The sequence below is a fragment of the Acinetobacter kanungonis genome, from assembly GCF_009939195.1.
GTDB classification, from domain to species: Bacteria; Pseudomonadota; Gammaproteobacteria; order Pseudomonadales; family Moraxellaceae; genus Acinetobacter; species Acinetobacter kanungonis.
This window is the reverse complement of the sequence record NZ_JAACKC010000004.1, coordinates 150,155-164,389: the sequence shown is the minus strand read 5'-3', so window position 1 is coordinate 164,389 and position 14,235 is coordinate 150,155. Positions and strand designations below refer to the sequence as shown.

Here is a 14,235-nt window from a genome sequence, read left to right as displayed (position 1 = left end):
CATCCTTGGATGCTCTTTTTTATGGAAAAATCTTTACCCAAGTGTCGAATAGAGTGGGAAAATACCGAAGATGACAGCGGTCACCAACATCACTAAACAGGTAATCACTGCCCATTTAATGGTGAATTCTTGATGTTCACCAAAATTGATCCCCGCCAGTCCACATAATAAGTAGGTGGATGGCACCAAAGGTGAAAGTAAATGCACAGGTTGCCCAACAATTGAGGCGCGCGCCATTTCTGCTGGAGTAATTCCATAATGTCCTGCGGCTTCCGATAACACGGGTAAGACACCAAAATAGAACGCATCATTCGACATAAAGAAAGTTAATGGCATGCTGATCACTGCGGTGATTGGTGCCAGATAAGGTCCCATACTTTCAGGAATAATCTCGACCAATTGTTTAGACATGGCATCAACCATACCTGTACCTGACAGAATTCCTGTAAAAATACCTGCGGCGAAGATAATACCCACTACAGCCAAAGCACTGGCGGAGTGATTACCCACTAAACGCTTTTGCATATCCAAATCTGGATAATTCACAATTAAAGCAATACACAGTGCCACCATGAATAATATTGGAGCGGGTAGAATGCCCATCACCAGCGTAATCATCAAGCCGAGTGTAAGCAAAGCATTGAAGGTACGTAAATGATGGCGGTTGGCTTCAGGGACTTGCGAGATTTGAATATTGTCACCATGGCTAATATCCAGTTCAACAATACCAATGCGTTTACGCTCCATACGCCCATACATAAAGCCCAAGAAATATAACCAGATAATGGCTACAAACATCGGGAACAGCATCGGTACAAAAACATCGTTTGGATCGACATGCAGTGCAGTTGCAGCACGTGCTGTTGGTCCACCCCAAGGTGTTAGGTTCATAATGCCACTGGCGAGCATCATTAAACATGCCATGATCAATGGGCTCATGCCTATGCGTTTATACAAGGGCAGCATCGCAGCGACACAGATCATATAGGTTGTAGAGCCATCGCCATCCAATGACACAATCAACGTCAGGGTAATCGTGCCTAAAGTCACTTTTAGGGGATCCCCTTTGACCTGTTTTAAAATCCATTTTACCGATGGATCAAACAAGCCTGTATCAATCATGATGGCAAAATACAGAATCGCGAATAACAGCATGACGCCCGTCGGGGCAAGTTTTTTGATCCCCTCCATCATCATGGGGCCTAATTCCGAAATATTAAATCCTGCTAGACTTTCAACAAAGAAGCTTAATGCGTAAGTAATGAGAGCAAAAAGAATAGGTATTAAAGTTAAAGCTACGAGTGCGCTCAAACGCTTGGACATGATTAAATACATAAAGCAAATAATCATGCCTAAGCCTAAAATAGTCAGCATGGATCAGTCCTTTGAGTGTGATAGTTTTATTTAATATTCAAGTGAACTTGATACTATTTAATTCAACCCATTTTTTAAATATTATTTAACAAATGGTATTTTTTATTCTATTTTTCTAATAAATAATATATATCCATAAAGTATGGTGAAATGCATGATAAGTATGGATCAGCATTTCTGATATGTAATAAAAAAAGCCTTGCAGTTCATACAAGGCTTTAGAAAAAGAAATATTAATCAACTTATTCTTCAGAATCAGATGTTTCCGATTCTTTATGGTCTTGAAGTAAGCGGGTAACCAAAAGCTGATCAATTTTAAAGTGATCCACATCCACAACTTCAAACTTATAGCCGCCAAAAATTACAATATCAGCAGGGCGTGGAATCTTGCGTAGGCGATACATCATAAACCCAGCCAAGGTTTCGTAATTTTCTTCATCTGGCATTTCATCAATTTCAAGCGCATGCTTCATGTCTTCAATTGGGGTACTGCCATCAATCAACCAAGAATTATTATCGCGTTTAATGATTTGCTGTTCGGCTTCGATTGGTGTAACCCAGTCGCCCATGACCGTAATCATGATGTCAGAAAGCGTGATAACGCCCACGACCAATGCATATTCATTAATCACGACTGCAAATTTTTCTTTACTCGAGCGGAAGCGATCCAGTAACTCAGACAGCGTAAGCGTATCTGGAATGGTCAGCACATTACGAATAGTGGATTCATTTAACTGATTAATTTTTTGATTATTGAGGATGCGGACTAAAATATCTTTGGCATCGACATAGCCAATTACCTGATCAATATTGTCATTACAGACTAGAAACTTAGAATAAGGATATTCAGCCAGCTTTTGGCGAATACTGTCTTCGGCTTCATTTAACGTAAAGAAAATGACATTTTCACGGGTGGTCATACTGGAAGGGACATTACGTTCTTCCAGTTCTAGTACGTTCTCAATAAAGTGATGTTCTTGTTTTAACAAGACACCTGCTTGAGCACCAGCATCCATCACCGCAGAAATATCGTCAAAGGTGATGTTGTCATCACGTATGGTGTTGACCTTAAACAGGCGAAAAAGCAGATTGGCAAGGGTGTTGATGATCCAAGCCAATGGTTTACATACTTTAATAAAGACTTGTATCGGGTTAATGACTGCAATCGAAATTTTTTCAGGTGCGATCATGGCCAAGCGTTTTGGCATTAAATCGGCAAATAAAATAAATAAAGAGGTCACTAAGGTAAAGGAGAGGGCAAAACTGATACTTTCTGCCCAAGGCCCTGTATAGAAGCGTGAGACAAAGCTGAGGAAATAAGGTCGAAAGGCACCTTCACCTAGAATACCGCCTAAAATGGCAACCGCATTTAAACCAATTTGTGATGCAGCAAAAAAGTCAGCGGAGTTTTCTTGTAAATCCAAAACTTTTTGTGCGCGTTCATCGCCTGCTTCAGCCAGAATTTTGAGCTTGACCTTGCGCGCACCAGCGAGGGCAATTTCAGTCAGGGACAGAAAGCCCGCTCCTGCAATCAGAAGTGCAATGATTATAATATTCTGGAAGAGGCTCACGAATCCACCTGCGGATCATCATTATTATGAAATATTTTTAACACAAAAAAGCACTTGGGGAAGAATGGAAACCTCCCGAAGTGCTAACAGTATAATCTTAAAAAAGAAGAATTTAAGAAAAATCTAATTAATAATGTGAAAATTGTGTGTTATTTAATAAAAATTCACGATTTTCCTCTTCAATCATCTGACGCGCAACATACAGAATAAGTTGACGTAACCAACGATGTGCAGGGTGATGATGCAATAACGGACACCATGCCATCTTCAGTTCAAATTCTGGAATGTAAAAAGGTGGATCTTTAATCAGAAGGCTTTGGCTCTTGGCTTGTAAGCGCGCAATGCGTGTCGGTAGCGTTGCCACCAAGTCGACATTGGATGCCAGCAAAGCAGGCATTTGGTAATGTCGGGTAAACACTGAAATTTTACGCTTTTGACCAATACGCTCTAAAGCTTGATCAATCCAGCCTAAACCTGCCTGTTTTTCAGGGTTTACACCAAAGCCAACGCCCATACCTGTTTTAGATACCCAAATATGTTGGGCATCGAGATAACTTTTTAAGTTTAAGTTAGATGCAGCAGGGTGTTTACTGTTGAGTAAGCATGAAAAACTGTCACGCCAAACCAATACTTGGTGGAAACTTTGCGGTATTTCATTAAAGCGGTTAATGGCTAAATCGACTTTACCTTGCTCCATGTCGCGATAGGACACATCACTCGGGGTTAAGAAGTCTAAAACCACATTAGGAGCTTCAGAACGTAAGGCTTTAACTAGGCGAGGGACGAGAGTCGCTTCGGCATAGTCCGAAGTCATGATACGGAAGACACGATTCGAGGTATAAGGACGGAATTCTGTACGTGGTTCTAAAATCATCGAAAGGTCAGACAAGGCATCACGAATGCGTGGCTGTAATTCAAGCGCACGTTCGGTTGGTGTCATACCTTCAGATGAACGAATCAAGAGGGGATCATTAAAAAGATTACGCAGGCGACGTAAGATGTTACTCATTGCAGGTTGGGTTACACCCAATTGCTCTGCTGCACGTGTGACGTTTTTCTCACGTAGTAAGACATCAAGATAAATGAGTAAGTTAAGGTCGACCCGCTCCAGATTCATAAAATAAATACCAAGAATAAACTTATGAAATTATGTTGATTATGCCATAAGCGACAAGGCTTGTGTAGAAAATATGATGAAAAATGCAGGGGAAAAGGGTGAATCTTTTACATGCGCATAGTAGCTGAAAACACTGAAATAGAAAAGTGTTGGTGCTTTAAAAGCGGCAGTTGCCAGCACAGGTTGATACAGCATCTATTCAACAAGATTGAGTAAAATTAAGCCGTTTTATTTTTAAGAAGGAGCAATATTAAGACTATATTTTATACATCTGTATTTTAATTTTTAAGTTTAAAAATATAAAAATTGCTGGCAAAAAGCACGCTAAAATGGAAGAAAATAGCAGGTCAAGACTTAAGTCTAATGTTGGATTTTTAATCATTTTTCTTAATTTGTAAGAATTCATAAAATTTCAACTTAGGAATTAAATTATAAATAACAATTATTTAAAATAAATCAATCTGCTTATAATACGACTTTGATCTATATATTTTTTTAAAAAATACTGAAAATTACTTGAGGATATTGGATTAATTTTACAACTCAATCTAATCTGTATTCATCGTAATGAAGTGTAGTAAATCTGAACAAAAATCATTATTCAGATTCTAATGCTTCAATTGATGAAATCCTAATATTATTACAGGAAAATATCATGACTACATACCAAACAGCGATTGATGCAATCCGCGAATTAAAAGCAAAATTCGGTAACACATGGGCAGACATCAGTCCTGAAGATGCTGCGCGTATGCAATTACAAAACCGTTTCAAAACTGGTTTAGACATTGCTAAATACACAGCTGCGATTATGCGTCGTGATATGGCTGCTTATGATGCCGATTCTAGCAAATACACTCAATCATTAGGTTGCTGGCATGGTTTCATCGCACAACAAAAAATGATTGCGAACAAAAAATACTTCGGTACAACTGAACGTCGCTACATCTACCTTTCTGGTTGGATGGTTGCTGCGCTTCGTTCAGAATTCGGTCCACTTCCTGACCAATCTATGCACGAAAAAACTTCAGTTCCTGCATTAATCGAAGAAATCTACACTTTCTTACGTCAAGCTGACGCTAAAGAATTAAACGATTTATTCCGCGCACTTAAAAAAGCTCAAGAAGCTGGTGACACAGCTAAAGCTGCTGAAATCACTGCTCAAATCGACAACTTTGAAACTCACGTTGTGCCAATTATTGCTGACATCGACGCTGGTTTCGGTAACGAAGAAGCGACTTACTTACTTGCTAAGAAAATGATCGAAGCTGGTGCTTGTGCGCTTCAAATCGAAAACCAAGTATCTGATGCTAAACAATGTGGTCACCAAGCTGGTAAAGTAACTGTTCCACACGAAGACTTCATCGCTAAAATCCACGCATTACGTTATGCATTCTTAGAAATGGGTCTTGACGACGGTATCATCGTTGCACGTACTGACTCTGAAGGCGCTGACTTGACTCAAAAAATCCCAGTGGTTAAAGAGCCAGGTGACATCGCTTCTCAATACATCAGCTACTTAGACACAGTTGAAATTGACATCGCTGATGCTCAAGAAGACGAAATTCTTATCAAACGTAACGGTAAATTACACCGTCCTAAGCGTTTAGCTTCTGGTTTGTATCAATTCCGTGAAGGCACTCAAATTGACCGCGTTGTACTTGACTGTGTGTCTAGCTTACAAAACGGTGCTGACCTTCTTTGGATCGAAACTGCGACTCCAAACGTTGACGAAATCGCTCACATGGTTAACCGTGTACGTGAAACAGTTCCAAATGCGAAGCTTGTTTATAACAACTCTCCATCTTTCAACTGGACGTTAAACTTCCGTCAACAAGCTTACGACCGTTGGGTTGCTGAAGGTAAAGACGTATCTGCTTACGACCGTGCTAAATTAATGAGCGCTGAGTACGATGCAACTGAATTAGCTGCTGATGCTGATGAGAAAGTACGTACATTCCAAGCAGATGCTTCTCGTGAAGCGGGTGTATTCCACCACTTGATCACTCTTCCGACTTACCACACAGCTGCTCTTTCTACTCACGAGCTTGCTCAAGGTTACTTCGGTTCTGAAGGTATGTTGGCTTATGTTGCTGGCGTACAACGTAAAGAAATCCGTGGCGGTATCGCTTGTGTTAAACACCAAGCAATGGCTGGTTCTGACATCGGTGATGATCACAAAGAAATCTTCTCTGGTGACAACGCTCTTAAAGCGCACGACGATGCTAAAAACACTATGAACCAATTCGCTGCTCACTAAGTCGCGAACTGATTCGAAAAAGCCCTGCGAAAGCAGGGCTTTTTTTATGAGAAAATTTTGAACAGTAGCTGAACTGTTTTAATTGATGGCTTTATTCAAAATGTAGTGTTGAGCCAAGTTACCTTCAATTTTTTTACCCGCTTGATCAAGTGCATAAAGTTGATTTTCCGCAACAAAGTATTTACGTGGATCGCCATTCTGATCAAGGGTGATGACACTTCCTGTATTGTCAAAACTGAATTGACCTGAAGATTTAAATGGATGGTCATCGCCTTTGCCTAAGTATGTTTCCGTCATATTATACGTTGAATTGGCATTTAAGGTGAGTTGCGTTTTAATGCCTTCACAGTCTGCGCACGGCAACGTTCCCTGATAATCGCCAGCCCAATCTAGTGAACTTTGCGCATTGTGGGCAGTATCGGTATTTGCAGAAGCTGTGACTTGAGTTTCCGTACTCGTTGCATAAGTTTCAACATTTTGTGTGGGCTTGGCACATGCGACTAATCCAAGAGAGCAGAAGAGTGCGGTAATCAGCATTTTATTCATCATCGAATCCTTAAGCCTATTTTTACTGTATAAAGTTAATTTTTAGATCAATTGGTAAAATAAATGTATTGATAAAATGATGAAATATTGAAAATGTTAAGCTTGGTTGTATTCTGTAATAAAAGCGGTATTGAATATTGATGTGACAGCAGAGTTCAGGATGAATCAGTCTGATTAAATCAGGAGATATTTTCTTACAAATAAAGAGCAAAAGCTGAGTCAGAAGAGTCACGCAAATGCATAAGAATTTTCAAACTAATTATGGGGTTTTTAGAATTTTAAACAGGCTTAAAATTGTATGATGCAAATTGCTGGAAAAAATAAAAAATGAATTGAAAATGTAGAAACTAACATTTTATACATTTATATATTAATAGATTTATTTTTAAACAATGGGTACTTTTTTTATTCAAATAGGCTGATAGAATTCGCTGTCTTTTTTTTGTTGCTTTTGGTGTTGCTGTGTTTGAGAAGTTGGCTGAACAATCTTTGGCATTAATGGGTTGGAAGACTGATAACCATTGGCCTGAACATTTAGAGCAATGTGTCATGATTGCGGCACCACATACCAGTAATTGGGATGCGCTTTATGCACGTTTAGCGTTGAAAGCACTTGGCGTCAATGTTCGACTGACCATTAAAGACAGTTATATGAAATTACCTTTTGGTCCATTTGTGCGCGCCATGGGTGGAATTGGAATTGACCGTCGTCCGAAAAAAGAAGGTGAGGCTCGACCAAGTATGGTTGAACTGATGACGGACTTATTCAAAACTCATCCTAAACTGGTGATGCTGGTTACACCCGAAGGGACACGTTCTAAGCAAGAACAATGGAAAACGGGTTTTTATCATGTTGCGGTCAATGCGGGTGTACCGATTGCCTTAGCCTACATGGATTATGAAAAGAAAGAAGCGGGCGTCGGTAAAATTGTTTATCCAACAGGAAACTATGAGCAAGATATGCAGGAAATTATGCAGTTCTATGCCAGCATTCAACCGAAATTTCCTGAGAAATTCAGCATTGATACCCGCTATTTGAATCAACAAGATGCTTAAAATAACTGGGTAAATAAAAAAGCGAGGTTAGTGCGGCTATCCTCGCTTTTTTTATCTGAATGAATGGGCTTATTGGCTTAAGCCACCCAGTGACTGGCAGGCTTCTTTATAATGTTCATATTCAGCCGAAATAACATCAGGCAAGGGTTCATGGAACAGAATGTCTCCATCTTTATAACTTTGCACATAAGCCTCTACTTTTTGACGACTGTTACCTAGGGCATGCTCATGATAACTATTGATCGGGCTATGCATCATTTGGCTGGATTCAATATTGTGGCATTGAAATTGTTCGAGCATTTTTTCGGCTTGTTTTATTTCTTTACTGGTGCCGAAAGTGCAGCCTGCAAACAGCAGAGCGCAAGAAATTAAGGAAAGGCGTAACATGTCGCATGGTATATAGTGAAAGTGCTGTGCATTCTAAGTGGCAATGTGCTGAGATGAAATATTTTTAATGTATAAGTTTGATATTTTGAGTGCAAACTAAACAGAAGTACGGCAAAACACCATCATAAAAATTGAATCACTCGTATTTGAATAGTCAGTGTAATTCTAAAGCAGTAATATAGTTAAGAATCCATAGCTGGTCTAAATCATGAAAATTGTGGCTGATGAAAATCTTGCTTTTACCGATTATTTTTTTTCGGAATTCGGTGCAATCCAACATGTTGCAGGTCGTAACCTGAGTCATCAAGACGTTGTTGATGCTGATGCACTTTTGGTTCGTTCCGTGACCAAGGTGAATGCGGCTTTGGTGCAAAATACGGCATTGCGTTATGTCGGGAGTGCGACGATTGGTACAGACCATCTGGATATTCAAGCTTTAAATGCCGCAGGTATTCCATGGTCGAATGCTGCTGGATGTAATGCACAAGCGGTCGCTGAATATGTGATTACGGCACTTTTACATTTGAAACCTGAATTAATTTCTGTCGAGCAAAATTTTTGCCTAGGGATTGTCGGTTTAGGGAATGTCGGTTCACGTCTTGCGACGATGGCGCAATTGTTGGGCTGGCAGGTCATTGCTTATGATCCATTGGTCAGTAAAGAGTCTGTTACTCAAGTGGATTTTTCAGCATTATTAGCTCAGGCGGATGCCATTTCAATTCATGTGCCCTTAACCAAAGTGGGACAATATCCAACTCACCATCTGTTTAATGCTACATCTTTGGCACAAATGAAACCGAATGCCATACTCATTAATTCAGCACGCGGTCCAGTGGTTGAGGAAGCAGCCTTAATGCAGGATATTCGTGTCACGCATCGTAAAGTGGTATTGGATGTGTTTGAACATGAACCTGAAATTTCGGAAGAGTTGTTACAGTTGTTAGCCCTCGCGACCCCACATATTGCAGGCTACAGTCTCGAAGGAAAAGCACGTGGTACGCAGATGATTTATGAAGCCTTTTGTCAGGTTTTTAATCTAGCAGCTACAAAACGCTTTGAAACCCAGCTGCCAAATGGCGAACCATACTTTGCTCAAGCAGATTTTAAAACGGTTCTAACCCAATATTTAGCTCAAATTTATGATATTGCACAAGATGATGCCAATTTAAGAGCTTGTGTAAAGCAGGGTAAAGTTGAACAACACGCTTTTGACACTTTAAGAAAAAATTATCCGCTGCGACGTGAATGGGCAGCACATGGGGGTCCGCAAGCATGAGTCAAATTCACTATCAACCGACGTGTGATTTAGCGGCTATGCAGGCGCGTGCCAAAATGTATACCCAGATTCGTCAATTCTTTGCTGAACGACAAGTGTTAGAGGTGGAAACCCCAATTCTCTCACAAGCTGGGGTGACCGATGTGCATCTGGCTTCAGTACAGGCACAGCGTCATGTACAGGGAAAATTGGCTACACATTATCTACAGACTTCACCTGAGTTTGCGATGAAGCGCTTATTGGCGAGTGGTAGTGGTCCAATTTATCAAATCTGCAAGGTTTTCCGTGATGATGAACATGGGCGTAAGCATAACAGTGAGTTTAGTATGCTGGAGTGGTATCGTCCGCACTTTAGTTTGAAAGATTTGATGTTTGAGGTGGCAGATTTACTGAATGTGACTTTGGCACAGCGCTTTGGTGAAATTCGTCCGACCATCTTAAGCTATAAACATGCTTTTATGGATCGTTTGGATTTGAATCCATTACAAACCACACTGAAAGAATTGAAAGATTGTTGTCAGCGAGTGGGTTTAAATCTGGACTTGGGTGATGATCGATTAGGCTATATCGATTTATTGTTTTCGCATTTTGTCGAGCCAAGTCTTGGTTTTGATACGGCTGTGTTCTTAACGGATTTTCCACCTGAATTGGCGTCTTTAGCAAAAACCAAACTCGATGAAGATGGCGAACTGGTTGCTGCACGTTTTGAGCTATATATCGAAGGTTTAGAGCTTGCCAATGCTTATGATGAGTTGATTGATGCAGATGTGTTGCGTCAGCGTTTCGAGGCAGATAATCAAGAGCGTGCCCAGTTAGGTTTGCATGTGATGCCTATTGATGAATATCTATTGGCTGCTTTACCGCAGATGAGTGAATGTGCGGGGATTGCTTTGGGCCTTGATCGTTTATTGATGGTTGCGACTGAAAAAATGCGTTTAGAGCAGGTAATTACTTTCCCTGCACAGATTGCATAAATTTAAATCTTTTAAGTCAGTCAAAAGCCCTTTATCTAATCTGGATAAAGGGCTTTTTGTTACTGCGGATTGTCTATTGCATGGTGCTGGGCTTTATAGGCTTCCAAGGCTTGAATGCGACGTTGAATCAGCATCTCACCAATTTCGGAACCTTGAATGTCAGCAGGTAAATCCTGAGCTTTAATGCCGCGCACAATTTCCATGGCATTGCGGACATATTCAGCTTGAGGATATTCACGATCTTCAAGTCCTAGACGTCCGCGGGCATCACATTCACAAGCCTGAATAAATGCTTCAACACGTTCTGGGCGACGTAGCACGTCAAGACGCTGCAGCAGACGCCAGAGGGTGCCAGGTTTCAGTGCAAAGGCTTGATGACATTTTAAATGTTCTTTGCACACTGCCAAAGCCAATTGCTTGGTTTGAGTCGGCACTTTCAGTCGATCACAAACTTCGGTGACAGGTTGAATGCCACGTTCTTCGTGCATGATATGCCGCGGTAATTCATGCTCAGGAGTCAGCGCTTTACCTAAATCATGCACCAGTACTGCAAAGCGAACATCCAGCGAGTAATTGGCTTTACAAGCTTGATGCAGGGACATCAGGGTATGAATCCCGCAGTCAATTTCTGGGTGATATTCAGGACGCTGCGGAATACCAAATAAAGCTTGAATTTCGGGGAATAAAACCTTTAAAGCACCACAGGCTTCCAATACTTCAAAATAAACATCCGCATGGGGTTCCATGAGTGCGCGCGAAGTTTCTTTCCAGACACGTTCAGGAGTCAATGCGTTCAATTCACCTGATTCTGCTAATTGACGCATTAAATCCAGTGTTTCGGTGGCTATGCTGAAACCTAAAGGCTTATAGCGCGCAGCAAAACGCGCAACGCGTAGTACCCGTAGTGGATCTTCAACAAAGGCATTGGATACATGGCGTAGAATTTTATTGGCGAGGTCTTGCTGACCCTGATAGGGATCATAGATTTGACCCTCTTCATCCATTGCCATGGCATTGATGGTTAAGTCACGACGAATCAAGTCATCTTCTAGGGTGACGCTGACATCGGTATAGAATTCGAAACCATGATATCCCTGTCCTGACTTACGTTCAGTGCGGGCCAATGCATATTCTTCTTTTGATTCTGGGTGTAGAAAAACGGGAAAATCTTTGCCTACAGGCTGATAGCCGAGCGCAAGTAATTGCTCTGGAGTAGCTCCAACAACGACATAATCTTTTTCGTGATAGGGGTGTCCGAGTAAGTGATCTCGTACTGCACCGCCTACTAAATAAACTCGCATGAAAAAACCTCTATTCTTCAAGCAATCATGCTACAGAATAGAGGTTTTCTCAAGTCAATAACTTGAGCTTTTCACTAAAGATTAAAGCGCTTCAGTTTCAGCTTGCTGAATTTCAGCCACAGTGAGTGCTGTCATGTTAACTAAACGACGTGTCGTTGTCGTTGGTGTCAGAATGTGAACAGGTTTCGCTGCACCAAGTAAAATAGGACCAATGGTAACGTTGTTACCAGAAGTTGATTTTAATAGGTTGAATGAAATGTTCGCAGCATCAAGGTTCGGCATAATTAACAAGTTTGCAGAACCTTTGAAACGTGAGTTCGGGAAGGCAAAGTGACGAATAGTTTCATCCATTGCTGCATCGCCGTGCATTTCACCTTCAACTTCAAGTTCAGGTGCAATTTCACTCAAGATTTCAAAGACTTTACGCATTTTTTGCGCGCTTGGATCATTTTGATCTGAACCGAAGCTCGAATGTGAAAGTAATGCAATACGAGGTGTCATACCGAAACGACGAACTTCTTCAGCAGCTAAAATCGTCATTTCAGCCAACTGTTCAGCAGTCGGGTTGGTATTTACATAAGTATCAGCAATAAACAGGTTACGGTCTTCAAGCATTAATGCGTTTAAGGTGAAGAAGTTGGTACGACCTTCTTTCAAACCAATCACATTTTTCACGAAGTCCAAGTGAATGTCATAGCTTGAGTAAGTACCACACAACATACCATCAGCAAGACCATGTTTAACCAACATACCCGCGATTAATGTTGATCGACGGCGCGCTTCACGGTGTGCGTATTCAGGTGTTACCCCTTTACGTTGCATGATGTCGTAGTAGTCTTCAGCAAATTTTTCGTAGTTTGGGTTCTTTTCTTGGTCAACAATTTCAATGTTCACGCCATGTTCTAAACGTAAACCTAATTTTTTGATGTTGGCTTCGATGACTGCAGTACGGCCCACCAAAATTGGCTTCGCCATACCTTCATCCACCGCAATTTGTACAGCACGTAATACGCGAAGGTCTTCACCCTCTGCATAAGCAATACGTTTAGGATCTGTTTTTGCTTGTGCGAAAATCGGCTTCATCATGAATGCAGAGTTATAAACAAACTCAGACAAGCGTTGACGGTAAGCAGAGAAATCTTCGATTGGACGAGTTGCTACACCAGAATCCATAGCGGCTTGCGCAACTGCTGGTGCAATTTCAAGTATCAAGCGTTGATCAAGTGGGCGAGGAATCAAGTAGTCACGACCGAATGATGCAGATTTTTCACCATAGGTTGCAGCATCGGCTTCAATGTGTGCCATACGTGCGATTGCGTATACGCAAGCAATCTTCATTTCTTCGTTGATGGTGGTTGCACCAACATCAAGTGCACCACGGAAGATGTACGGGAAGCAAAGCGCATTGTTGACTTGGTTCGGATAGTCAGAACGACCTGTCGCCATAATCACGTCTGGACGAACTTCGTGTGCGTGCTCTGGTAAAATCTCTGGATCTGGGTTTGCCAATGCAAAGATGATTGGATCATTTGCCATTTCCTTAACCATTTCTTTGGTTAAGATGCCTGCCGCAGAAAGACCAAGGAACATGTCAGCGCCAGCAATTACATCTGCCAGTTGAGTGCCTTCGATATCTTGTACATAACGCAATTTTGATTCATCAAGACCTTCACGTTTGGTGGTTAACAAACCGCGTGAATCCGCAACAATGATGTTTTCTTTCTTGGCACCAATTGCACAAAGTAAATCTAAGCATGAAAGGGCAGCAGCACCTGCACCTGAAGCTACGATTTTGATTTCTTCAATTTTTTTGCCATTTAACTGAAGTGCATTCAGTAAAGCAGAACCTACAATGATTGATGTACCGTGTTGGTCATCGTGGAACACAGGAATGTTCATGCGTTCACGTAGTTTACGCTCAATGTAGAAACATTCAGGCGCTTTAATGTCTTCGAGGTTAATACCGCCAAATGTTGGTTCTAACGCTGCAACAATATCAACGATTTTGTCTGGATCATTTTCAGCGATTTCGATGTCAAATACGTCAACACCAGCAAATTTCTTAAACAGTACGCCTTTACCTTCCATTACAGGTTTTGACGCTAATGGACCGATGTTGCCTAGTCCAAGTACAGCAGTACCGTTACTGACAACGGCAACTAAGTTACCACGTGCAGTATATAGGGCTGCAGTTGAAGGGTCGCGTTCAATCTCTAAACAAGGCGCAGCAACACCTGGAGAGTAAGCAAGGGCTAAGTCATGTTGGTTGACCAGCTGCTTACTTGGTGTAACACTGATTTTACCTGGGGTTGGAAACTCGTGATAATACAAAGCTTGCTGTTTTAATGATTGATCGTCCATCTGAATCTCGTT

The 14,235-nt window shown here is 41.2% G+C and carries 11 protein-coding genes; 4 read left to right on the top strand and 7 right to left on the bottom strand.

From position 1 onward, the window contains the following. Positions 1 to 33: 33 nt before the first annotated feature. The 3 genes from GWK51_RS09010 to GWK51_RS09000 form a co-directional block, all read right to left on the bottom strand. Entirely contained in the window at positions 34 to 1,374 is a 1,341-nt protein-coding gene (locus tag GWK51_RS09010; protein WP_161933449.1) for a CitMHS family transporter, read from the bottom strand. Between the two features lie 242 nt (positions 1,375 to 1,616). Beyond that, a complete protein-coding gene (locus GWK51_RS09005; protein WP_161933448.1) occupies positions 1,617 to 2,945 on the bottom strand; it encodes a hemolysin family protein in 1,329 nt (442 codons plus the stop codon). A gap of 127 nt (positions 2,946 to 3,072) precedes the next feature. Then, entirely contained in the window at positions 3,073 to 4,062 is a 990-nt protein-coding gene (locus GWK51_RS09000) for a LysR family transcriptional regulator (protein WP_100241360.1), read from the bottom strand. Between the two features lie 655 nt (positions 4,063 to 4,717). Between GWK51_RS09000 and GWK51_RS08995 the strand changes: the two genes are divergently transcribed. Further along, a complete protein-coding gene (locus tag GWK51_RS08995) occupies positions 4,718 to 6,322 on the top strand; it encodes an isocitrate lyase (RefSeq protein WP_161933447.1) in 1,605 nt (534 codons plus the stop codon). Between the two features lie 78 nt (positions 6,323 to 6,400). Here GWK51_RS08995 and GWK51_RS08990 read toward each other — a convergent pair whose 3' ends face one another. After that, entirely contained in the window at positions 6,401 to 6,868 is a 468-nt protein-coding gene (locus GWK51_RS08990; protein ID WP_161933707.1) for a copper resistance protein NlpE, read from the bottom strand. Positions 6,869 to 7,330: 462 nt separating this feature from the next. On the opposite strand from GWK51_RS08990, the gene GWK51_RS08985 reads away from it, so the two are divergent. Further along, complete coding sequence (locus tag GWK51_RS08985; protein ID WP_161933446.1) at positions 7,331 to 7,924, top strand: 1-acyl-sn-glycerol-3-phosphate acyltransferase; 594 nt, start codon at positions 7,331 to 7,333, stop codon at positions 7,922 to 7,924. A gap of 69 nt (positions 7,925 to 7,993) precedes the next feature. On the opposite strand, the gene GWK51_RS08980 is transcribed toward GWK51_RS08985, so the two are convergent. Then, positions 7,994 to 8,224: a hypothetical protein gene (locus GWK51_RS08980; RefSeq protein ID WP_322869401.1), complete on the bottom strand. Its 231-nt coding sequence runs from the start codon at positions 8,222 to 8,224 to the stop codon at positions 7,994 to 7,996. Positions 8,225 to 8,519: 295 nt separating this feature from the next. Between GWK51_RS08980 and GWK51_RS08975 the strand changes: the two genes are divergently transcribed. Together GWK51_RS08975 and epmA are read left to right on the top strand one after the other, a co-directional pair. Beyond that, positions 8,520 to 9,587, top strand: coding sequence for a 4-phosphoerythronate dehydrogenase (locus GWK51_RS08975; RefSeq protein WP_161933445.1), 1,068 nt, complete (start codon positions 8,520 to 8,522; stop codon positions 9,585 to 9,587). Further along, the gene (epmA, locus tag GWK51_RS08970; RefSeq protein WP_161933444.1) at positions 9,584 to 10,561 is read left to right on the top strand and encodes an EF-P lysine aminoacylase EpmA; all 978 of its coding nucleotides are present in this window, start codon (positions 9,584 to 9,586) and stop codon (positions 10,559 to 10,561) included. Before GWK51_RS08975 ends, epmA begins: the two co-directional genes overlap by 4 nt. 59 nt (positions 10,562 to 10,620) lie before the next feature. Here epmA and GWK51_RS08965 read toward each other — a convergent pair whose 3' ends face one another. Together GWK51_RS08965 and GWK51_RS08960 are read right to left on the bottom strand one after the other, a co-directional pair. Beyond that, positions 10,621 to 11,862 (bottom strand): multifunctional CCA addition/repair protein, encoded by a 1,242-nt coding sequence (locus GWK51_RS08965; RefSeq protein ID WP_161933443.1) that lies wholly within the window; start codon positions 11,860 to 11,862, stop codon positions 10,621 to 10,623. Between the two features lie 81 nt (positions 11,863 to 11,943). Then, positions 11,944 to 14,223 (bottom strand): NADP-dependent malic enzyme, encoded by a 2,280-nt coding sequence (locus tag GWK51_RS08960; RefSeq protein WP_100241352.1) that lies wholly within the window; start codon positions 14,221 to 14,223, stop codon positions 11,944 to 11,946. Positions 14,224 to 14,235 lie beyond the last annotated feature (12 nt).

What these genes read in the sequence shown, in the direction of transcription:
- GWK51_RS09010 (WP_161933449.1), bottom strand. Translation starts at nt 1,374, where the DNA reads ATGCTGACTATTTTAGGCTTAGGCATGATTATTTGCTTTATGTATTTA.
- GWK51_RS09000 (WP_100241360.1), bottom strand. Translation starts at nt 4,062, where the DNA reads ATGAATCTGGAGCGGGTCGACCTTAACTTACTCATTTATCTTGATGTC.
- GWK51_RS08995 (WP_161933447.1), top strand. Translation starts at nt 4,718, where the DNA reads ATGACTACATACCAAACAGCGATTGATGCAATCCGCGAATTAAAAGCA.
- GWK51_RS08990 (WP_161933707.1), bottom strand. Translation starts at nt 6,868, where the DNA reads ATGAATAAAATGCTGATTACCGCACTCTTCTGCTCTCTTGGATTAGTC.
- GWK51_RS08980 (WP_322869401.1), bottom strand. Translation starts at nt 8,224, where the DNA reads ATGCTCGAACAATTTCAATGCCACAATATTGAATCCAGCCAAATGATG.
- GWK51_RS08975 (WP_161933445.1), top strand. Translation starts at nt 8,520, where the DNA reads ATGAAAATTGTGGCTGATGAAAATCTTGCTTTTACCGATTATTTTTTT.
- epmA (WP_161933444.1), top strand. Translation starts at nt 9,584, where the DNA reads ATGAGTCAAATTCACTATCAACCGACGTGTGATTTAGCGGCTATGCAG.
- GWK51_RS08965 (WP_161933443.1), bottom strand. Translation starts at nt 11,862, where the DNA reads ATGCGAGTTTATTTAGTAGGCGGTGCAGTACGAGATCACTTACTCGGA.
- GWK51_RS08960 (WP_100241352.1), bottom strand. Translation starts at nt 14,223, where the DNA reads ATGGACGATCAATCATTAAAACAGCAAGCTTTGTATTATCACGAGTTT.